The organism is Streptomyces sp. NBC_01198 (assembly GCF_036010485.1).
Classification (GTDB): domain Bacteria; phylum Actinomycetota; class Actinomycetes; order Streptomycetales; family Streptomycetaceae; genus Actinacidiphila.
This window is the reverse complement of the sequence record NZ_CP108568.1, coordinates 3,608,493-3,629,485: the sequence shown is the minus strand read 5'-3', so window position 1 is coordinate 3,629,485 and position 20,993 is coordinate 3,608,493. Positions and strand designations below refer to the sequence as shown.

Sequence of the window (20,993 nt, the reverse complement as noted above, 5' to 3'; positions counted from 1 at the left end):
CCCGCGCCGACCCCCTGCGATACGAGGTACGAATGCACTCCGTGCGCAAGACGCCGACCCTGCTCGCCGCAGGCGTGGCCGCCGTGCTGGCCCTGGGCGCCACCGCCTGCTCCGCGGGCGCGGACGGCCGCCACGGCTCGGACGGCCCCGGCGGGCCCGGGATCGAGGCCGTGCCGCAGGCGCCCCGGGTGCTGCGGTCGATCGGCGACGGCTCCACCGCCGACGCCGGCCCGCAGCCGCACCAACCGGACTTCCACCGGCTGCGCCCCGGCGAGAAGCCCCCGCAGTTCGTCGTCTTCTCCTGGGACGGCGCGGTCGAGGACGCCCGGCGGCTGCTGTCCTACGTCCGAGGCTTCGGCGAGCGCGACGACGCGGCGATGACGTACTTCCTCAGCGGCGTCACCCTCCTGCCCGCTGACCACAAGGACCTCTACACGCCGCCGCGCCGTCCGCGCGGCACCTCGGACACCGGCCTCGGCGACCGGGCGACCATCGCCGACACGCTGCACGAACTGCGGCTCGCCTGGGCGGACGGCAGCGAGATCGGGACGTACTTCAACGGCCACTTCTGCGGCCAGGACGGCGACGCCGCCGACCCGGCCGCCGCCGCGCCTGCCGCGCCTGCCGCGCCTGCCGCGCCTGCCGCGGGCGACGCGGGCGGTGTCGGAGCCGAGGACGCCGCAGAGAGCGGACCCGGGGTCTGGACGGCCGAGGAGTGGTCCGGCGAGATCCGGCAGGCGCAGGACTTCGCCCAGCACTGGAAGACCAACACCGGCCTCACCGCGCTCGATCCGCTGCCCTTCGACTACGCGAAGGAGGTCGTCGGCGGGCGCGCCCCCTGCCGTACCGACCCGGCCGGACTGCCCCCCGCGGCCAAGGCGGCCGGATTCCGCTACACCGCGGACGCCGCGGGCCAGCCGCAGATCTGGCCGGCGAATGCGGACGGGCTGTGGCACTTCCCGCTGCAGGACGTCCCGGTCCCCGGGCGGGACATCGAGACGCTGTCGAGTGACGACGGCTTCCTGTCCGTCCAGTCGGGCACGCCGGACGCCGGGACCGCGGACCGGGAGCAGCACGCCGCCTGGAGCGAGCAGATGCACGACGGCCTGGTCGCCGGCTTCGACCGGGCCTACCGCGGCAACCGCGCACCGCTCGTGATCGGCAGCCACCTGGAGTCGTGGAACGGCGGCGCCTACCTCAACGCTGTGGAGGACGCCGCCAGGGAGCTGTGCGGGCAGCACGAAGTGCAGTGCGTGTCCTTCAAGCAGCTCGCCGACTGGCTGGACCTGCAGGACCCGCAGGTGCTGGCCCGGCTGCGGAGCCTCGACGTCGGCCAGGCGCCGAAGGACGGCTGGGCCGCCTATCTCCGCGGGACGCCGGCTCCGCCCGCGTCGCCGGCCGCGCCCGGGGCGCCCGTGGCCCCGGGGGAGCCGTCGGCGGCGGTCAGGCCGACTGGGCGCTGACCGCTTCGGACCTGCCGTGGTCCAGGACCGCGGGGGCGCCGAGCGCGGATTCGTCGAGCACGAAGCCGGGGTCGATCTGGGCTGCCAGGTCGGCGCCGGTCTTCGCGTTTCCCCAGCTCTCCGCGTTCTTGCGGTGGAAGTGCGCCATCTGCCCGGTGTAGCGCGCCCAGTCGCGCCGCTCGTACGCGGCGTCCGCCTGCTCGTACATCGTGCCCAGGGCGCGGCGGTTGGCCTCCTCAAGCAGCGCGAAACGGGGCGGGCAGCCCTTCTCCATCGCGCGTACCCAGTCCGAGTGGCCGACGGCCACCAGCAGGTCGTCCCCTACCTCGGCGCGCAGGAAGGCCAGATCGTCCTCACCCTGCACCTTGTTGCCGATCACGGCGAGCGCGACGCCGAAGTCCCGGGCGTGGTCCCGATACTGCCGGTAGACGGCGACACCCTTGCGGGTCGGCTCCGCCACCAGGAAGGTCAGGTCGAAACGGGTGAACATCCCGGAGGCGAAGGAGTCGCTGCCGGCGGTCATGTCGACGACCAGATAATCCTCCCGGCCGTCCACCAGATGGTTCAGATACAGCTCGACCGCGCCGACCTTGGAGTGGTAGCAGGCGACGCCCAGGTCGGATTCGGTGAAGGGGCCGGTCACCATCAGCCGCACGCACCCGTCGTCGAGCACAACCGGGCGCGCGCAGGCGGCGTGCACGAGATTGTCGTCGTCGCCGGTGAGCCGCAGCAGCCGGGAACCCGGCCCGGGCGGAGTGGTCTTGATCATCGTCTCGGCCGAGGTGATCAGCGGGTTGGTGCCGCGCAGATACTCCTTGATCTCCGGCAGATGCGCACCGAGCGCGGGCAGTGCCGCGGCGGCGTCCTCGGTGAGGCCGAGCGCCGGGCCGAGGTGCTGGTTGATGTCGGCGTCGACGGCGACGACCGGGACACGGGCGGCGGCGAGATGACGGATGAACAGCGACGACAGCGTGGTCTTGCCGCTGCCGCCCTTTCCGACGAAAGCGATCTTCATGTTCGCAAAGCGTAGTCGGACGATTACGGAGAATGGCTGAGTGAAGTGGGGAAGGCCACTCGAACGTGGTCGATCGCCCTCTCGCCCGGTGCGTAGGGTCGTGGGCATGGCTACGAACGCTGATCCGTCCGCCGCCCCGGGGCTGTCCACCGACCCGATGGTCGTACTCGGCACGCTGCCCGGCGTGCCGGCCGCCGTTGACGCTGTCCGGCAGGCTGTGGACAACCTCTACGGACACCGGGTGATGCGCCGCCGGTCGGACGAGGTGACATCCGAGGCGGCGCTGCGCGGAGCCCGCGGGTCGGCCGCGCTGGCCGGCGCCGACTGGCCGCTGGAGGAGGTCCGCAGGCGCAGCGACTTCTCCGCTGACGACCAGGCCCGCACGGTCGGCGCGGCGCTGCGGCTGACCGCCGAGGCGGGCCGGCTGCTCGGCGTGTGGCGTCGCTCACCCATGCAGGCGCTGGCCAGGCTCCATCTGGTGGCCGCGAGCGGCGCGGCTGTGGACGACACGGTCGGCCGGCCCAGGCTCGCCGGCGAGCCGGTGGACGAGCCGCTGATCTCGGTGGCCGAGGTCGACCTGCCGGAGCCCCCCGAGGTCAACGCCAGGCTGGACGGTCTGACCGCGCTGCTGCTGGGCGGCACCGCGGCGCCCGCACTGGTGGTCGCGGCGGTCGTGCACGGCGAACTGCTCTGCCTGCGCCCCTTCGGCTCCTTCAACGGCCCGGTGGCGCGGGCCGCCGAGCGCATCGTGCTGATCGGCAGCGGCCTTGACCCCAAGTCCATCTGCCCGGCCGAGGTCGGCTACGCGGAGCTGGGCAAGGCCGGCTACCTGCGGGCACTGGAGGGCTACGCCTCGGGCACCCCGGAGGGGATGGCGGTCTGGATCGGTCACTGCGGGCGGGCGCTGGAAGTGGGTGTCCGCGAGAGCGTGGCCGTCTGCGAGGCCCTGCAGCGCGGCGCGGCCTGAGCGCGGCCCCCGCGCTCGTCCTACGACGATGACCGGCCCTCGCCCCGTGCGCCCATGGTGTCGCGGTGGGCGGTGGGCGGTGGCCGGAAAGTGTTGCGGCGGCACCGTGAGGTGCCGCCGCCGGCACGTCCGCCGAGTTACCAGTGCGTGCGCGAATTCTGCCCATCAGGTCGGGACATCGCCCGTGGCCTGGTGCGGCTGGCCCGGTTGGCGGGTCGGCTACGCGTGGGTGCCCGGCTTTCGTGCTCGGTCCGTGTGGCCTACTGCTGTGAACTGCGGTCTTCCTCTCGGAAGTCCGTGGTCTCGCGGGCCGCTACCACCTTTTTACCGCCGACCGGCCGGGAGTGGAACCCCCCGCGGTGCTTCTTTACGTGGGTCGAATCAGGACATACTGACCGGTCGGCGTCGTCGTGCCGCCAGCCAGACCAGCCCCGCGGTGGCGGCCGCGGCCCCCACCGCGGCCACCGCGAGCACCGGCGCCGGCGGCATCGACAGCGACGGGATGCGCTGGTTCAGCCGCACCGGGCGGCTGAAAGTGAGCACCGGCCACTCGCGCGCGGCGGCCTCCCGGCGCAGCGCCCGGTCCGGATTGACCGCATAGGGGTGGCCGACCGATTCCAGCATGGGAATGTCGGTCACCGAATCGCTGTAGGCGAAGCACCGCTCCAGGTCGTAGCCCTCCGAGCGGGCGAGGATCTCGATGGCCTCGGCCTTCGCTGGACCGTAGACGTAGTGCTCGATGTCGCCGTTGTAGGCCCCGTCCTTCACCACCATCCGGGTGGCCACCACATGGTCGGCGCCGAGCATCTCGCCGATCGGTTCGACCACCTCGGAGCCGGAAGCGCTGACGATCACCACATCGCGGCCCGCGGCGTGGTGCTCCTCGATGAGCGAGGCGGCCTCGTCGTAGATGATCGGGTCGATCAGGTCGTGCAGGGTCTCGGCGACGATCTCCCGCACCTGCTGGACATTCCAGCCGCGGCAGAGCTCGGAGAGATATTTGCGCATGCCTTCCATCTGGTCGTGATCTGCCCCGCCGACCAAGTACACGAACTGGGCATATGCGGTGCGCAAAACTGCGCGCCTGTTGATGAGGCCGCCCTGGTAGAAGGATCGCCCGAAGGCGAGCGTGCTGGACTTGGCGATCACGGTCTTGTCGAGATCGAAGAACGCCGCGGTGCGCGGTGGCAGGTGGTTTTCCACAGGACGAGCATAGGCAACCACCATTCGGCGTAAGGCCAGGCGCGTGGGTTTGCTCTCGGAGGCCATCGGGTACACCATGGAAGTCACGGATCGTTCGCGACCGTGCTAACCCGGTCTGGCTCCTCCCCCCCCGAGTCGGACCGTGGGGACGACCCCCGCTCTCCCCCCCGGCGGGGGTCGTCGCATGTCCGGACCCGTTTCTGCCGCTCTCGGCCGGGTCGCGTACCCTGCTTGTCCATGCCGGTCTCCTTCGTGCGCGTGCGGGCTCCGATGGGTACGACGTGTGACGGTCCGTAATCGTTGCCCGTTCGGTGCGAAGTCACCCATGTGGGTGGCGGGTTATCCACAATCGCCGAGTTGTCCACAGATTCCGACCAAGATCATCTCAATTCCCGCTTCTCCCCCCAAGCTGAACTCAGCGACGCACGCCGTGCTCGCATCTCACGCGACGGGGGACAGAGAAATGTTCGGATCCAACACGCCCGAGCCACCGCGGGTCACCGCTGAACGCCCCGGCGGACCGCTGATTGTCACGGAGGACGAAAGGCTTCTCGACGACCTGCTGCGACTGTGCGCGGCAGCCGGTTCAGAACCGGAAGTCGTCTTCACCGCACCGCCACGCGCGTCGAGTTGGGACAGCGCGCCACTGGTCCTGGTGGGCGCGGAGGCGACCGAGCGGGTCCGCGGGGCAGCCCGCCGCAAGGGCGTCCTGCTCATCGGGCGCGACCTGGACGACTCCGAGGTCTGGCGCAGGGCGCTCGACATCGGGGCCGACCACGTGCTGCTGCTGCCCGACGCGGAGACCTGGCTGGTCGACCGCATCGCCGACATCGCCGAAGGGGTCGGCCAACCCGCCCTGACCATCGGGGTGGTGGGCGGCCGCGGCGGCGCCGGCGCCAGCACTCTGGCCTGCGCCCTCGCCGTCACGGCGGCGCGGGCCGGCCGGCGCACCATGCTGGTCGACGGCGATCCCCTCGGCGGTGGCCTGGACATCCTGGTCGGCGCGGAGCGGACCGGCGGCCTGCGCTGGCCCGACCTCGCGGATTCGCGGGGCCGGGTGAACAGCGGAGCGCTGGAGGAGTCGCTGCCGCGGCTCGAATCGCTGAGCGTGCTCAGTTGGGACCGCGGGGACTCCGTGCTCATCCCCGCACAGGCCATGCGGTCCGTGCTGGGGGCCGCCCGGCGGCGCGGCGGGGTGGTGGTGGTCGACCTGCCGCGCCGGGTGGACGAGGCGGTCGCCGAGACGCTGGCGCAGATCGACGTCGGACTGCTGGTCGTGCCGGCCGAACTGCGGGCGGTCGCGGCCGCCACCCGGGTCGCCGCAGCCGTCAGCATGGTCCTGAAAGACCTGCGGGTGGTGGCCCGCGGCCCCTTCGCGGCCGGGCTCGACGACCGGGAGACCGCCAGGCTCGTCGGCCTCCCACTGGCCGGCGAACTGCCCCTGGAGAGCCGGGCGGTGGACGCACTCAGCGGCGGCGGACCGCCGGGCTCGTCCGGGCGCGGGCCACTGGCCCGTTTCTGCACCGCGTTCCTCGCGCAGGCACTCGCGGGCGGCGGGAGCGTGCCGGTATGAGCGCCGAACTGCTCGACGCCGTACGGCTCAGGCTCGCCGAGCACGGGGGCGAGGCGACGCCAGCACGGGTCGCCGCCGCGCTGCGCGCCCAGGGTCGGCTGCTCGGGGACACCGAAGTGCTCGGCGTGGTCGGCGCGCTCAGGTCGGAACTGGTCGGCGCGGGGCCGCTGGAGCCGCTGCTGGCGGACCCTCAGGTGACCGACATCCTGGTCAACGGCCCCGACGAGGTGTGGATCGACCGCGGCCGCGGCCTGGAACGCGGCACCGTCCGCTTCGCCGACACCGCCGCCGTCCGCCGGCTCGCCCAGCGACTGGCCACCAGCGCGGGCCGGCGGCTGGACGACGCGCGACCGTGGGTCGACGCCCGGCTGCCGGACGGCACCAGGCTGCACGCGGTGCTGCCGCCGGTCGTCGTCGGATCGCCCTGCCTGTCGCTGCGGGTGGTGCGCTCGCGCGCCTTCACCCTCGCTGAACTGGTCGCCGCGGGCACGCTGGACGCCCAGACCGCCACGCTGTTGCGTGCGGTGCTCGACGCCCGGCTGTCGTTCATGATCAGCGGCGGCACCGGCTCGGGCAAGACGACCTTGCTGAGCTGCCTGCTCGGCCTGGTCGACCCCGCCGCACGCATCGTGCTCGCCGAGGACTCCGCCGAGTTGCGGCCCGACCACCCGCATGTCGTCCGGCTGGAGAGCCGGCCGGCCAATCAGGAGGGCGCGGGTGAGGTCACGCTGCGGGACCTGGTCCGGCAGGCGCTGCGGATGCGGCCCGACCGGTTGGTGGTGGGCGAGGTGCGCGGCCCTGAGGTCACCGACCTGCTGAGCGCCTTGAACACGGGTCATGAAGGCGGCTGCGGCACCGTGCACGCCAACGCCGCGGCAGACGTCCCGGCCCGGCTGGAAGCGCTCGGCTCGACCGCGGGCCTCGACCGGGCGGCCCTGCACAGCCAGTTGGCGGCGGCACTGTCCCTGGTCATCCACCTGGCCCGCGACACCGCGGGCACGCGCCGGGTCGCCGAGATCCATGTGCTGCATCGCGGCACCGACGGCCTGGTCGGCACCGTGCCCGCGCTGCTCCGCGATGGGCGCGGCCGGTTCGAACACGGCCCGGGCTGGCAGCGGTTGGCCCGGCTGTGCGAGCGGGGTGCGGCATGAGGGCGGCCTGCGGCCCGGTCGAAGGGACCCGCGGCCGGACCGGCCGGCGCGCACCGGTGGCCGGTGTGTGGCGGATTCGGGGCGCCGGATACGGGGGTGCGCCGTGAGGAACGATCCGATGGCGGTGGTGTGGGCCGCTGTGCTGTGCGGCTGCGTGCTGCTGTGGACGGCGATGGAGGGCGGTCGGCCGCGCCGCCGGGCGCGGCGGATGCTCGGCGGAGCCCGGCCGGAAAGCCTGCGGCTGCGACGGGCGGCGGGCGGTTCGGGCCCGAAACCGGGGGAGCGGCTGCGGGAGGTGGCCCTGGGGCTGCGCCGGCGCCTGGAGCGGTATGCCACGCAGCGGGACGGTGGCGGGCAGGGCCGGTGGCACGGATATGCGACCCGGCTGGGCTGGTGGGCCCGCGTTGAGGCGCTGTGCCTGCCAGCTGGGGCAGTGGTCGGAGCGGCGACCGGTTCGGTGTTGCCGTTCGTCGCCGGGATCGCCGCCGTGCCGCTGGCCGGGCGGGCGCTGCGGCGGCGGGCCGAGCGGGCAGCGGCCGAACGCGGTGCCACGGCGGTGGGTGCGTTGTGCGGCGCCCTGGCCGGTGACCTGCGGGCGGGCCGCCCGCCGCATGCCGCTCTCGGCGACACGATCGAGGCGGCCGGCTGGCCCGGGGTGCCCGAGCTCTCCGGCGCCGCCCGGCTGCTGCTGTCGGCAGCGAGGTTCGGTGGCGACGTCCCGCAGGCGCTGCGGGCGGCCGCCAGGCTCTCGGAGGGCACGCGGGGCCTGGCCGCGGTGGCGGCCTGCTGGCAGGTCGCCCTGGACGGTGGCGCTGGCCTGGCCGCCGCGCTCGACCGGCTGGCGGCAGCACTGCGGGCCGAGGCCGACCAACGCGACGACCTGCGGGCACAGTTGGCCGGACCTCGCTCCACGGCGGGGCTGCTCGCCCTGCTGCCGGTCTTCGGAGTGGTGCTGGGCGCGGGGCTCGGCGCCCGCCCGGCGCAGATCCTGCTGCACACCCCGACCGGCCTGCTGTGCCTGCTGGTGGGCGGCTCCCTGGAATGGGCGGGGCTCGCCTGGACGGCCCGCATCATCCGGGCGGCCGAAAGCGGGCATGCCGCGGGCTCGGGAGCCGGTCGCGCCGGGGCGGCGGGAGGGCCGGGCGGTGGTCCGGTGCCGCTGCCGGGTTCCGGGGGATTCCCGGCCGGGGTGCCGCCGTATTCCGGGGGATTCCCGGCCGGGTTGCCGCCGCGGTCCGGGGGAGTCTCGGCCACGGTGTCGCCGTGGTCCGGCGGAGTGCAGGCAGGGGTGTCGCAGTACCCCGGGGGAGCTCCGGCCGGGGTGTCGCCGCAGTCCGGCGGGGTGCGGGCCGGGCAGGGCGGCGTTGATGGCGGAGCTGGTGCCCCGGGTCGACGGGTGCTGCCGGACCGCGCACGGCTGCTGGACGGTGCGGACCGGGTGGACCGTGGGCCGTGGGCACTGGGCGTGGTGGGCCTCGCGGGGGCCACGTCTGTCCACAGCCTGGGGACAGCGGTGGCGCTGCTCGCCGCGGCCGGCGGGGCGCTGGCCGTCGCCGTCGACGGTGGACGCCAGCGGAAACGGGTCAGGCGGCTGTCCGCGGCGCTCGGCGAGGTCCGCCCGCGCCGGCGGGAGTCCGAACGGCTGCGGCAAGCGCTCGGCGGCCCGCTACGCCGCTGGGGCCCCGCGGCGGTGGCCGGGATCGGGGCGGGAGCGGTCGTCGGAGGGGCGCTGGGCGCCCTTGTGGGGCTGCTGGCGGCGGCCGGGGTCGGGCGGGTGCTTCGCGACCGTCCGAGGGCCGCAGGCGGCCAGGGGGCGGCTCCGGAGCCCGATCCCGCGCAACTGCCGCTGTGCGCTGATCTGATGGCTGCCTGCCTGGCGGCCGGCGCGAGCCCGGGAGAGGCGGCCGGGGCGGTGGGCGGCTGTCTCGGCGGGCCGCTGGGAGCCGCGCTGATACGGGCTCAGGCCGAGTTGCGGCTCGGCGGGGACCCAGCGGAGTGCTGGGAGCGCTTCGGGAGGCTGCCCGCCGCCCGCGAGATGGGCCGGTGCCTGGCCCGCGCCTCCCTGACCGGCAGCGCGCCGGTGGCGGAGATGTCCCGGCTGGCCGCGGACCTGCGCGCCGCGAACGGGCGCACCGCTCTGGCGGGGGCCAGACGCGCCGCGGTACTGGCCACCGCACCGCTTGGCCTGTGCTTCCTGCCTGCCTTTCTGCTGGTCGGCGTCGTGCCGGTGGTGATCGGCCTGGCGGGGAGGGTCCTCGGCGCAGGCAACGGCTGACGCCGCCCGGCGCAGGCCGCCACTGAATTCACACACCCAGGGGGCGTGGTTCCGTGCGCCCCGAATCGGTCCTGGGCGGGTCCCGGACCGGCCCAGAGAACAACCACAACAGGAGGAAATGATCATGACCATTACCAAGGTCACCGCGGCGAAGAAGACCGTGCCGCAGCCACTCGACCTGAACAGCCGCAGGATCGGCGCCCGCCGCCGCCCGGCGTGGTGGGACCGCAGGATGCGCAGCTGCCGGGCGGCCGCGGAGGCGGGTATGAGCACCGCGGAATACGCCGTCGGGACGATCGCCGCGTGCGGCTTCGCGGCGGTGCTCTACAAGATCGTGACCAGCGGGCCCGTGCGGTCCGCGCTCACCGCGGTGATCGAGAAGGCACTCCATGCGTCGTTCTGACCGGCGCGCAGGTCGACGCACAGGTCCCGGATCCGGCCCCGGCGCGCAGCCGGGTCCGGGCCCGCGGCCCGGCCCAAACCCCAGCCCCGGCCCAAACCCCAGCCCCGGCCCGGCCCCAGGCCGCGGATCCGCATCCGTCGGGCGGGACGAGCGCGGGTACGTCACCGCGGAGACCGCGATGACCATCCCGGTGCTGGTGGTGCTCGCCGGGCTGCTGGTCTGGGGCGTGGCGGCGGTGGGGGCGCAGGTCGAGTGCGTGGACGCGGCCCGGGCCGGGGCGCGGGCGGCGGCCAGGTCGGAGCCGGCCCCCGACGTGGTCAAGGTCGCGCGGGCGGCCGCGCCGTCCGGGGCGCGGGTGAGCGCGGGCCGGGAGGGTGACCTCGTCACCGTGCGGGTCACCGTGCCCTGGCCGCACTTCCCCGTCACGTTGAAGGCGCGCGCCGCCGCCCTGGCCGAGGACACGGTGGGCGGGGGTGACGGGCCATGACCGGGCCCGGGCGCCAGGGCGACCGGGGATCGGCCACGGTGTGGTCGCTGGGGATCGTCGCCGTGCTGCTGACCGTCTTCGCGACAGCGCTGTTCCTCGGCCAGGCGGTCCTGCTGCGGCACCGGGCCGGGGCCGCAGCGGATCTCGCGGCCCTGGCGGCGGCCGACCACGCCCTGGACGGCCGCAGCAGGGCCTGCGCGCTGGCTGCCGAGGTTGCGGAGGCCCAGGGCGTCCGGCTGGCCGCCTGCGCGGTCACCGGCGAGGTCTCCGACGTGGTGGCCGAAGTCGGCGGAGCCAGGGTGCGCTCCCGCGCGGGCCCGTCATTCGACGCCGCCCCGGCGCTCGCTGTCCGCGCCCTCGGGCGGCCGCGAGGGCCCGGGCAGGGCGTCGCGGGCTGCGCGGCCTCCGGCGGGACTGTGAGCGCCGTCCTGGCTGCCCTGGGGGTCCCCGGCCATGACGCCGCCATGGCCGGGGAGAGCGCGGCCTCCGGCGGGACCGTGAGCGCCGTCCTCGCCGCCCGGCGGGTCCCCGGCGGCCGGTTCGCCGCCCTGCGCGGGCAGGGCAGCGTCGGGGCCTGGCCCGGAGCCGGGGGTGGGGGCTGCGGACAGGAGGCAGTCCAGGAGGCGGATCGCGGCGGCCTTGTCCAGGGGGTCGTTGCCGTTGCCGCACTTGGGGGACTGGACGCAGGAGGGGCAGCCGAAGTCGCATTCGCAGGCCGCGATGGCCTCGCGGGTGGCGGTGAGCCAGCTGCGCGCGGTGTGGAACGCGCGCTCGGCGAAGCCCGCGCCGCCCGGATGGCCGTCGTAGACGAAGACCGTGGGGAGGCCGGTGTCCGCGTGCAGCGGTACGGACACGCCGCCGATGTCCCAGCGGTCGCAGGTGGCGAAGAGCGGCAGGAGGCCGATGGAGGCGTGCTCGGCGGCGTGCAGGGCGCCGGGCAGCTCCTCCGGGTGGATGCCTGCGGCGTCCAGCTGCTCGTCGGTGACCGTCCACCAGACGGCCCGGGTGCGCAGGGTGCGCGGCGGCAGGTCGAGCTTGGTCTCGCCGAGGACCTCGCCCGTCAGCAGCCGGCGGCGCAGGTAGGAGACCACCTGGTGGGTGACCTCGACGGAGCCGAAGTGTATGCGGGCCTGCCCCCACGGCTCCTCGATGTCGGCGGAGAGGACCCGGATGGCCGTGGTGTCGCGCGCCATCGTGGAGTAGGGCGGGTCGGTGCGGGCGACCAGGGCGACGCTGTCGTCCAGGTCGAGCCGTTCGACCAGGTAGCTGCGGCCCTGGTGGAGGTGGACGGCCCCGTCGTGCACCGCGGTGTGGGCCGAGGAGGCGTCCACCGTGCCGAGCAGCCGCCCGGTCGAGGACTCCACGACCTGGACCGGCTTGCCGCCCTCGCCGCGGATGTCGGTGAGGTCGGCTGCCCGCTCCCTGCGGGTCCAGTACCAGCCGGTGGCGCGGCGCCGCAGCAGCCCGCGCCGTTCCAGCTGGGCGACCAGCGCGGGCGCCTCGGGGCCGAAGAGCAGCAGGTCGTCCTCGGTGAGCGGGAGCTCGGCGGCGGCCGCGCACAGGTGCGGCGCGAGGACGTACGGATTGTCCGGGTCCAGGACGGTGGATTCGACCGGCTGCTCGAAGATCGCCTCGGGGTGGTGGACGAGATACGTGTCGAGCGGGTCGTCGCGGCCGACCATCACCGCGAGCGCGCCCTGCCCCGAGCGCCCCGCCCGGCCGGCCTGCTGCCACAGCGAGGCGCGGGTGCCGGGGAAGCCGGCCAGGATGACGGCGTCGAGCCCGGAGATGTCCACGCCGAGTTCCAGCGCGGAGGTGGAGGCGAGGCCGAGCAGCCGGCCGGAGTGCAGGTCGCGTTCGAGGGCGCGGCGCTCCTCGGGCAGGTAGCCGCCGCGGTAGGCGGCGACCCGGGACGGCAGCGAGCGGTCGATCTCGGCGAGACGTTCCTGCGCGATCACCGCGACCATCTCCGCGCCACGCCGGGAGCGGACGAAGGCGACCGTGCGGACACCCTGGAGCACCAGGTCGGTCAGCAGTTCGGCGGCCTCGGCGGTGGCGGTGCGGCGTACCGGGGCCCCGTGCTCGCCGGACAGCCGGGTCAGCGGCGGCTCCCACAGGGCGAAGGCGAGCTCGCCGCGCGGCGAGGCGTCGTCGGTGACCTCGGCGACCGGCACCCCGGTCAGCCGGGTGGCGGCACGCGCCGGGTCGGCGGAGGTGGCGGAGGCGAGCAGGAAGACCGGCTCGGCACCGTAGCGGGCGCAGATCCGCCGCAGCCGGCGCAGCACCTGGGCGACGTGCGAGCCGAAGACACCGCGGTAGGTGTGGCACTCGTCGATCACGACGTAGCGCAGATGGCGCAGGAAGGAGGACCAGCGGGCGTGCCCGGGAAGGATGCCGCGGTGCAGCATGTCCGGGTTGGTGAGCACATACGTGGCGTACTGCCTGACCCACTCGCGCTCCTCGACGGGTGTGTCCCCGTCGTAGACCGCGGGCCGGATCGCGGTGCCCAGCGGCGCGGCCAGCGCGCTCACGGCCCGCCGCTGGTCGGCGGCGAGCGCCTTGGTGGGCGCCAGGTACAGCGCGGTGGCGCCACGCCCGCCGGCGCCCGGCGAGTCGACACCGTCCAGCAGCGCGCTGAGCACCGGCGCCAGATAGCCCAGCGACTTGCCGGACGCGGTGCCGGTGGCGACCACCACCGACTCGCCGCGGGTGGCGTGCTCCGCCGCGCGGGCCTGGTGCTCCCACGGATGGTCGATCCCGCCGGCGGCGATGGCCGCCACGACCTCCGGCCTGATGCCCTCCGGCCAGGATGCATGACGTCCGACCCGCGGGGGCAGGTGCTCCGTATGGGTGATGCGTGCAAACCGGTCTGCCCCCGTGGCAAGCCGCTCCAGAGCGGTGCGGGGGGACGGGCGACCGTGCGCCGACTGCGGAAGATGATCCTGGGCCATCGGCACTCAGTGTGTCACCGGCGTGACGGACAAACGCAGTAAGGCGTCGTGCTGGCCCACTGCGAAGTGATTGAATGCCATCGCGGCTGCCGGTCCTTCCCCTACCTTCGGTGGGAAGGCCCCTACTCCTCGGTGGGGAGGCCCCCGGGGGAGCCGCGTCGATGCAAGGTGCTGGAGGATCCGTGGACCTGTCCCTGTCGACCCGAACCGTCGGCGATCGCACGATCGTCGAGGTCGGCGGCGAGATTGATGTGTACACCGCGCCCAAGCTGCGTGAGCAGCTGGTGGAGCTCGTGAACGACGGGAGTTACCACCTGGTCGTGGACATGGAAGGAGTCGATTTCCTCGACTCCACCGGACTGGGTGTGCTCGTCGGCGGCCTCAAGCGGGTGCGCGCGCATGAGGGGTCGCTGCGACTGGTGTGCAACCAGGAGCGCATCCTGAAGATTTTCCGTATCACCGGTCTGACCAAGGTGTTCCCGATTCACACCTCGGTCGACGAGGCTGTCGCGGCGACCGACTGATTCTTCGCCCGAGCGAAGGGGTACCGGACGGGACACCGTCCGGACCCCTGTGATGCCCACCCAAGAACCGAGGGGGAGGCCATGCCCACCGTAGAACTGCTCTTCAGCGCCCAGCCGGAGCATGTGCGCACAGCACGGCTCGTGGCGGCTGCCGTGGCGCGCCGGGCGGGGGTGGACGAGGCGGCTCTCGACGAGGTGCGGCTCGCGGTGGGCGAGGCCTGCAGCCGGGCCGTCGGACTGCACCGCAGCAACGGCGTCGAGGCGCCGGTGCGGGTGATGCTCAACGAGGACGAGAAGAAGTTCTCCATCGAGGTCGCCGACGAGGTCCCCGGCAACGCCTCCGGCTCCTCGTCGGACACCGGCGCGGACGAGGCCGCCGACGACGAGGGTGAGATGGGCCTGGCCGTGATCAGCGGTCTGGTGGACGACGTCGAGGTCATCGAGGGTGCCGCCGGCGGAGTGATCCGCATGAGCTGGCCGACCACGACGGTCTGAGAGCAGGTCCGGGCCGGACCCGGACCCGCGTTCGCAATCCGCCGGAAAGCCGTCCTTTCCGCCGTCCGGTGACCACCCGTGCCCGGCCGGTGATCTTGCCTGCCGGAATGCCCGGCTGTGCAATTACCGTGGGAATTCCCGGCGGGCACCCTTTTTTGATCTTCTGCGGCTCCCTACAATCCGTCCATCTTGCTCAGCTCGCCTGAGCGTCGCGGCTTTGTCGAGCCGTAGGAGCCGCACGCCCATGCGCCAAACGTCAAGGAGGACGAATGGCGGGGCCACTTACCCCTCACACGCTCGCAGCGGATCCGGTACTGACTGACGGAAACCGCCTGCTCGTATGGATCATCGCGGTGGTCGCACTGGCCGCCCTGGCGCTCGCCGCGGTGTTGGTACGTCAAGTGCTCGCGTCGGACGAAGGCTCCGACAGTATGAAGAAGATCGCCGCTGCCGTGCAGGAAGGTGCCAACGCCTACCTCGCACGGCAGTTCCGCACCCTGGCGGTCTTCGCCGTCGCAGCGTTCTTCCTGCTCATGCTGCTTCCCGCGGACGACACCTCGCAGCGTATCGGCCGATCGATCTTCTTTCTGGTCGGCGCCGGATTCTCGGCGATCACCGGATACGTCGGAATGTGGCTCGCGGTCCGCAGCAATGTGCGGGTCGCCGCGGCGGCGAGAGCCGCGACACCGGAACCGGGAGAACCGGCCGCGGATTTGACCGACGTCTCGCACCGGGCGATGAAGATCGCATTCAGGACCGGTGGCGTCGTCGGAATGTTCACCGTGGGACTCGGCCTGCTCGGCGCGTCCGCCGTCGTGCTGATCTACAAGGCCGACGCGCCCAAGGTGCTCGAGGGCTTCGGATTCGGCGCGGCGCTGCTCGCGATGTTCATGCGGGTCGGCGGCGGGATCTTCACCAAGGCCGCCGACGTGGGCGCCGACCTGGTCGGCAAGGTCGAGCAGGGCATACCCGAGGACGACCCGCGCAACGCCGCGACCATCGCGGACAACGTGGGCGACAACGTCGGCGACTGCGCCGGCATGGCGGCCGACCTGTTCGAGTCCTACGCCGTCACCCTGGTGGCGGCGCTGATCCTCGGCAAGGTGGCGTTCGGCGACTCGGGGCTGGCCTTCCCGCTGCTCATCCCGGCGATCGGCGTCCTCACCGCGATGATCGGCATCTTCGCCGTCGCACCCCGGCGCAGCGACCGCAGCGGCATGACGGCCATCAACCGCGGCTTCTTCATCTCCGCGGTGATCTCGATGGTCGGTGTCGCCGTGGCCGTCTACGCCTATCTGCCGTCCTCCTACGCCGATCTGGACGGCGTGGGCGCCGACATCAGCGGGCACGCCGGAGACCCGCGGGTGCTGGCCCTGGTGGCGGTCGCCATCGGCATCGTGCTGGCCGCGCTGATCCAGCAGCTCACCGGCTACTTCACCGAGACCTCCAGGCGCCCGGTCCGCGACATCGGCAAGAGCTCGCTGACCGGCCCCGCCACCGTCGTGCTGTCCGGCATCTCGCTGGGCCTGGAGTCCGCGGTCTACTCGGCGCTGCTGATCGGGCTGTCGGTCTACGGCGCCTTCCTGCTGGGCGGCACGTCGGTGTGGCTGGCGCTGTTCGCGGTCGCGCTGGCCGGCACCGGCCTGCTGACCACGGTCGGCGTCATCGTCGCGATGGACACCTTCGGGCCGGTCTCCGACAACGCGCAGGGCATCGCCGAGATGTCCGGCGACGTCCACGGCGAGGGCGCCCAGGTGCTCACCGACCTCGACGCGGTCGGCAACACCACCAAGGCCATCACCAAGGGCATCGCGATCGCCACGGCGGTGCTGGCGGCGACCGCGCTGTTCGGCTCGTTCAAGGAGGCGGTCGACACGGCCGTCGCCAAGGCGCATCCGGGTGCCGGGGACGCCCGCTGGCTGTCGCTGGACATCTCCCAGCCCAACAACCTGGTCGGGCTGCTGTTCGGCGCGGCGGTGGTCTTCCTCTTCTCGGGCCTGGCGATCAGCGCGGTGTCCCGGTCGGCGGGCGCGGTGGTCTACGAGGTGCGCCGGCAGTTCCACGACCACCCGGGGATCATGGACGGCACGGAACTGCCCGAATACGGCCGGGTGGTGGACATCTGCACCAAGGACGCGCTGCGGGAGCTCGCCACGCCAGGCCTGCTCGCGGTGCTCGCACCGGTGGCGGTGGGCTTCAGCCTCGGCATCGGCTCGCTGGCGTCGTATCTGGCCGGGGCGATCGGCGCCGGCACCTTGATGGCGGTGTTCCTCGCCAACTCCGGCGGGGCGTGGGACAACGCCAAGAAGCTGGTCGAGGACGGCCATCACGGCGGCAAGGGAAGCGAGGCGCACGAGGCGACCGTCATCGGCGACACCGTGGGCGACCCGTTCAAGGACACCGCGGGCCCGGCCATCAACCCGCTGCTGAAGGTGATGAATCTGGTGGCGCTGCTGATCGCCCCCGCGGTGGTCAAGTTCAGCTACGGCGTCGACGCCAACCCCGCCGTCCGGATCGTGGTGGCGGGGGTGTCGATCGTGGTCATCGTGGCCGCGGTCTACATCTCCAAGCGCCGGGGCGTGGCCATGGGCGGCGCCGACGACATGGACGGCGCGGGCGGCGACGGCGGGCAGCAGCGGGAGGAGAGCGGCTCCACGGTGGCCGCCTGACCCCGCGTCCGACGCCACGACCGCGGTGTGACATCTGTCACGCCGTCAGCCGTACGGCGGGTGGCCGGATCTGCCGGCCGCCCGCCCGTACGGGGAGGCGGCAGCCCTGCGGACCGGCACCGTACCGGCTCTTGATACGAATGGCTTGAATATCGGACGAATGATGGCAAAATCGTCTGATGATTCGCGGTCGTCACCCCCTTCCCGTGTAAGTTCCGGGGCCGTGAGGCCACGGAAGGGACCCAACCGGTGAAGGTGAACCACAGGCTCGGGGCCGCGCTGTCCTGTGCGGGCGCGCTGCTGGCGCTGTCGTCGCTGTCGGCGTGTTCGAGCGACGACACGGGAAAGAAGACGGACGCCTGGGCGAAGGGCGTCTGCGACCAGACCGCGGCTCAGACCAAGAAGATCAACGACGCGAACACCGCGCTGACCAAGGTCGACAGCGGCGGCCGGCCCGCGGACGTGCAGTCCGCCGACGCGGCCGCCTTCCAGCAGATCGCCGACGCCTACAAGGCGCTGTCCGGCATCTTCAGCAAGGCGGGCGCCGCGCCCGGCGACGGGGGCGACCAGTTCCAGCAGAAGGCGGTGTCGTCCTTCACCACCCTGTCCGCGCAGTACGCGGGCCTGAAGAAGCAGGTCGACGCGCTGGACACCACCGACCAGAACAAGTTCGCCAGCGGACTGCAGGGCGTCTCGGACTCCTTCAAGCAGACCAGCACCGACGGCGAGCAGGCGCTCAGCGCCCTGCGCCAGGGCGACCAGGGCAAGGCGCTGGCCAAACAGCCCGGCTGCCAGAGCGTGTCCGGCTCCGCGTCCCCCACCAGCTCCTAGCCGCCGCAGCCGCACCCCCAAGCCCCGCCGCGGAGCCCCCGCGGCCGCGGGCGTACGCGCGCACGGAGCGCCGGGCGTCGGCGCTTCCGCGACAATGGCCGGTGTGAAGACGCCTCGCCTCCCCGCCCCCGACAGCGCGCCCGCCCTGCGTGACGACCTGCGTGCCGCGGCCTTCACGGCCGACGGCTGCCTCGACCTGCTCGGCGCCGTCGCCTACGCGGCGCTGTCCCGCGCCGAAACGGTGCCCGCGCTGCGCGCCACCCGTGGCGACGGCCCGCTGGAGACGCTGGTCAGGCTCTTCCTGCTGCAGCGCCCCGTCCCCTACGCGGCAGCCCGCGCCGCGCTCCCCGGGCTCGACGGCTACACGGCGGACGGCTGGCTGCTGCGCGACGGCGACGAGGTACGCGCCACCGTCGACGTACGCCCCTACGCCGGGGACGGCGGCGCCGACTGGTGGATCGTGTCCGACCTGGGCTGCGCGGTCGGCGGCGCCGGCGGCATCGGCGGCGCGCCCGGCGTGGACCGCGCCGACCTGGTGCTCGGCGTCGGCGGCGCGTCCACGACGCTGGCCGGGCTGACCGTACGCGAACCGGTCGGCAGCGCCCTCGACCTGGGCACCGGCTCCGGCGTCCAGGCGCTGCACGCCGCCCGGCACGCGACCCGGGTCACGGCCACCGACGTCAACCCGCGCGCCCTGCACTTCGCCCGGCTGACCCTCGCGCTGTCCGGCGCGCACGAGCCCGACCTGCGGCGCGGCAGCCTGTTCGAGCCGGTCGGCGACGAGCGCTACGACCTGATCGTGTCCAACCCGCCCTTCGTCATCTCGCCCGGCAGCCGGTTCACCTACCGGGACGGCGGTATGGGCGGCGACGACCTGTGCCGCACCCTGGTCCAGCAGGCCGCCGACCACCTCAACGACGGCGGCTGGTGCCAGCTGCTCGCCAACTGGCAGCACACCGACGGCCAGGACTGGCGCGAACGCCTCAGCAGCTGGGTGCCGCGCGGCTGCGACGCCTGGATCGTGCAGCGCGAGGTGCAGGACGTCGCCCAGTACGCCGAACTGTGGCTGCGCGACGGCGGCGACCACCACGGCGACCCGGCGGCCTACGCCGCCCGTTACGACGCCTGGCTCGACGACTTCGAGCGGGCCAAGGTCAGCGGGGTCGGCTTCGGCTGGATCACCTTGCGCAAGACGGGCGCCGAGGTGCCGGTGATCACCGCGGAGGAGTGGCCGCACCCGGTGGAGCAGCCGCTCGGCCCGCACATTGCCGCGTGGTTCGCCCGGCAGGACTTCCTGCGCCGCCACGACGACGCCGACCTGCTCGACGCCCGCTTCACGCTCGCCGACGAGGTGGTGCAGGAGCAGGTCGGGCTGCCCGGAGCCGAGGACCCGGAGCACGTGGTGCTGCGCTCGGCCCGCGGCATGCGCAGGGCCACCAAGGTCGACACCGTCGGGGCCGGCTTCGCCGGGGTCTGCGACGGTACGCTGCCGGCCGGCCGGATCGTGGACGCCATCGCCCAACTGCTCGGCGAGGACCCGGTGGTGCTGCGCGACCGTACGCCCGGCTCCATCCGGATGCTGGTCGAGCAGGGCTTCCTCGACCCCGTGACCGAGCCCATGGCCGGCCCCGGCACCGGAGCCGTGACCGGGGACGTCGACCCGCGGCTGTGATGCTCAGCACGGCCGTGACCTCAGTCCGCCCGTGCCGCCCGGCGGGGACTCAGCGCAGGTTCCGCAGCACCGCCCACGCCACCAGCACCGCCCCGACCGCGTACGACGCCCGTGCGCCCAGCACCGGACGCCAGCGCCGCCCGCGCAGCCCCGCCACGGCCCAGCGCCCGGCGACCGCGAGCAGGAAGGGCGTGCAGAGCAGCAGCAGCGCGTTGTCGTGGAAGGCCCGCACCGGGTCGGCGTGCAGCAGGTCGTACGCCATACGAGTGGCACCGCAGATGGGGCACAGCAGTCCGGTGGCCCAGTTGAAGGGACAGCGCGGCAGCCAGTGGCCCGGCTGGTGCGGGTCGGTGCCGTACAGATACAGCGACCCGGCCAGGGCCGCGGCCAGCGCGCCCAGCGGCGCGGCGGCCGGGTGCGCCGCGAGGCGCCGCAGCGACCTGGAGCCGCCGGCCCCACCGGCACCCGCGGTCGTCATCTGCGGGTCACGCGCTCAGGCTGCGGGCGTAGTTGACCTGCTGGGTGATCGCATAGATGTCCTGCGGGCCGCGCACCGGGATCAGCACGGCGTGGTATTTGCCGCCGCTGTTGACCGTCACCTGGGCGAAACCGGTCGTCACGTCGTCCTTGATCAGCAGGAAGAGCAGCCCGAGCAGGCAGGCCAGCGCGAAGACGACGGCCAGCACGATCGCGTAGGTCGGCGTCTTGGACTCCGTCCGCGACATGTCCGACACCGTCCACACCGCGCCGCGCAGCGGCAGCAGCCCGGCCGGGGTCATGATGCCGGTCTCGGTCACCGCGATGTCGCCGATGGTCAGCAGCGTCGCGCCGGGGCCGTACTGCTGCGATCCGCCGCCGTGCTGCCAGCCCTGCCCCTGGGCCACCGGCTCGGGACCCCGCAGCGGGACGCCGTAGCCGGGCATCGCCGGCAGCGTCGGCTGATACGCCGGCGGCGCGGGCTTGCGGGCCTGCGGATCCTGCGGCGCGCTGCTGCCGTAGAGGTGGTGGTCCCCGTACGGATTCTGGTCGGACATCCGATCCCCCTGCGCTACGTCTGCCGGCGACGCGAACGGGCGGCGCGGCTGGTTGCTCCCGACCATCCTTGCAGTCCCCGCCCGCCGCGTCGCGCTCCCCGTCGTATCCGGCCGCGGTTCACCCCCCGGCGGGTACCGGGCGTCGCACCGAACATCTGACATGACCCGTCCATGCGGCAGACAGGCCGCTTGTCGGGTTACCGTTCGGATGGCGTTGTTGACTTTTCCCGTTTGACACAGGACCGGGAGGTACGGTCACACTCCGCAGCGTCACCCCTTC

At 73.5% G+C, this 20,993-nt stretch carries 17 protein-coding genes and 1 pseudogene; 13 read left to right on the top strand and 5 right to left on the bottom strand.

Annotated features, from left to right (window positions below; genetic code table 11):
• Window positions 1-41: 41 nt before the first annotated feature.
• Window positions 42-1,463 carry a hypothetical protein gene (locus OG702_RS16280; protein ID WP_327289606.1) on the top strand — a complete coding sequence of 474 codons (1,422 nt, stop codon included), beginning with the start codon at window positions 42-44 and terminating at the stop codon, window positions 1,461-1,463.
• On the opposite strand, the gene OG702_RS16275 is transcribed toward OG702_RS16280, so the two are convergent.
• Window positions 1,444-2,478, bottom strand: coding sequence for an ATP-binding protein (locus OG702_RS16275; RefSeq protein WP_327289605.1), 1,035 nt, complete (start codon window positions 2,476-2,478; stop codon window positions 1,444-1,446). The two genes, OG702_RS16280 and OG702_RS16275, sit on opposite strands and share 20 nt — an antisense overlap.
• Window positions 2,479-2,584: 106 nt before the next feature.
• Here OG702_RS16275 and OG702_RS16270 point away from each other — a divergent pair, with 106 nt between their 5' ends.
• Complete coding sequence (locus OG702_RS16270) at window positions 2,585-3,445, top strand: oxidoreductase (protein WP_327289604.1); 861 nt, start codon at window positions 2,585-2,587, stop codon at window positions 3,443-3,445.
• Between the two features lie 381 nt (window positions 3,446-3,826).
• Here OG702_RS16270 and OG702_RS16265 read toward each other — a convergent pair whose 3' ends face one another.
• Entirely contained in the window at window positions 3,827-4,672 is an 846-nt protein-coding gene (locus OG702_RS16265; protein ID WP_327293249.1) for an HAD family hydrolase, read from the bottom strand.
• A gap of 439 nt (window positions 4,673-5,111) precedes the next feature.
• On the opposite strand from OG702_RS16265, the gene ssd reads away from it, so the two are divergent.
• The 6 genes and pseudogenes from ssd to OG702_RS16235 form a co-directional block, all read left to right on the top strand.
• Complete coding sequence (ssd, locus tag OG702_RS16260) at window positions 5,112-6,221, top strand: septum site-determining protein Ssd (RefSeq protein ID WP_327289603.1); 1,110 nt, start codon at window positions 5,112-5,114, stop codon at window positions 6,219-6,221.
• Window positions 6,218-7,372, top strand: coding sequence for a TadA family conjugal transfer-associated ATPase (locus OG702_RS16255; protein ID WP_327289602.1), 1,155 nt, complete (start codon window positions 6,218-6,220; stop codon window positions 7,370-7,372). The genes ssd and OG702_RS16255 overlap by 4 nt, the downstream gene beginning before the upstream one ends.
• A gap of 103 nt (window positions 7,373-7,475) precedes the next feature.
• The gene (locus OG702_RS16250) at window positions 7,476-9,647 is read left to right on the top strand and encodes a type II secretion system F family protein (protein WP_327289601.1); all 2,172 of its coding nucleotides are present in this window, start codon (window positions 7,476-7,478) and stop codon (window positions 9,645-9,647) included.
• Between the two features lie 124 nt (window positions 9,648-9,771).
• The gene (locus OG702_RS16245) at window positions 9,772-10,050 is read left to right on the top strand and encodes a DUF4244 domain-containing protein (RefSeq protein WP_327289600.1); all 279 of its coding nucleotides are present in this window, start codon (window positions 9,772-9,774) and stop codon (window positions 10,048-10,050) included.
• Between the two features lie 178 nt (window positions 10,051-10,228).
• Window positions 10,229-10,537: a TadE family type IV pilus minor pilin gene (locus OG702_RS16240; RefSeq protein ID WP_327289599.1), complete on the top strand. Its 309-nt coding sequence runs from the start codon at window positions 10,229-10,231 to the stop codon at window positions 10,535-10,537.
• Window positions 10,534-10,809 (top strand): annotated as a pseudogene (locus OG702_RS16235) (Rv3654c family TadE-like protein); the annotation flags it as partial. The gene OG702_RS16240 and the pseudogene OG702_RS16235, both read left to right, overlap by 4 nt.
• A gap of 48 nt (window positions 10,810-10,857) precedes the next feature.
• Here OG702_RS16235 and OG702_RS16230 read toward each other — a convergent pair.
• A complete protein-coding gene (locus OG702_RS16230) occupies window positions 10,858-13,488 on the bottom strand; it encodes a DEAD/DEAH box helicase (RefSeq protein WP_327289598.1) in 2,631 nt (876 codons plus the stop codon).
• Between the two features lie 182 nt (window positions 13,489-13,670).
• Between OG702_RS16230 and bldG the strand changes: the two genes are divergently transcribed.
• The 5 genes from bldG (at window position 13,671) to OG702_RS16205 (ending at window position 19,679) form a co-directional block, all read left to right on the top strand.
• The gene (gene bldG / locus OG702_RS16225) at window positions 13,671-14,012 is read left to right on the top strand and encodes an anti-sigma factor antagonist BldG (RefSeq protein WP_031520166.1); all 342 of its coding nucleotides are present in this window, start codon (window positions 13,671-13,673) and stop codon (window positions 14,010-14,012) included.
• Between the two features lie 81 nt (window positions 14,013-14,093).
• A complete protein-coding gene (locus tag OG702_RS16220) occupies window positions 14,094-14,507 on the top strand; it encodes an ATP-binding protein (protein ID WP_327289597.1) in 414 nt (137 codons plus the stop codon).
• Window positions 14,508-14,776: 269 nt separating this feature from the next.
• The gene (locus OG702_RS16215) at window positions 14,777-17,176 is read left to right on the top strand and encodes a sodium-translocating pyrophosphatase (protein WP_327289596.1); all 2,400 of its coding nucleotides are present in this window, start codon (window positions 14,777-14,779) and stop codon (window positions 17,174-17,176) included.
• A 249-nt stretch (window positions 17,177-17,425) separates the two neighbouring features.
• Window positions 17,426-18,007 (top strand): small secreted protein, encoded by a 582-nt coding sequence (locus OG702_RS16210; protein ID WP_327289595.1) that lies wholly within the window; start codon window positions 17,426-17,428, stop codon window positions 18,005-18,007.
• Between the two features lie 94 nt (window positions 18,008-18,101).
• Entirely contained in the window at window positions 18,102-19,679 is a 1,578-nt protein-coding gene (locus OG702_RS16205) for a class I SAM-dependent methyltransferase (RefSeq protein WP_327289594.1), read from the top strand.
• A 49-nt stretch (window positions 19,680-19,728) separates the two neighbouring features.
• On the opposite strand, the gene OG702_RS16200 is transcribed toward OG702_RS16205, so the two are convergent.
• Both OG702_RS16200 and OG702_RS16195 read right to left on the bottom strand, forming a co-directional pair.
• Window positions 19,729-20,157 carry a DUF2752 domain-containing protein gene (locus OG702_RS16200; RefSeq protein WP_327289593.1) on the bottom strand — a complete coding sequence of 143 codons (429 nt, stop codon included), beginning with the start codon at window positions 20,155-20,157 and terminating at the stop codon, window positions 19,729-19,731.
• Window positions 20,158-20,164: 7 nt separating this feature from the next.
• Window positions 20,165-20,713 (bottom strand): hypothetical protein, encoded by a 549-nt coding sequence (locus tag OG702_RS16195; protein ID WP_327289592.1) that lies wholly within the window; start codon window positions 20,711-20,713, stop codon window positions 20,165-20,167.
• Window positions 20,714-20,993: the final 280 nt, after the last annotated feature.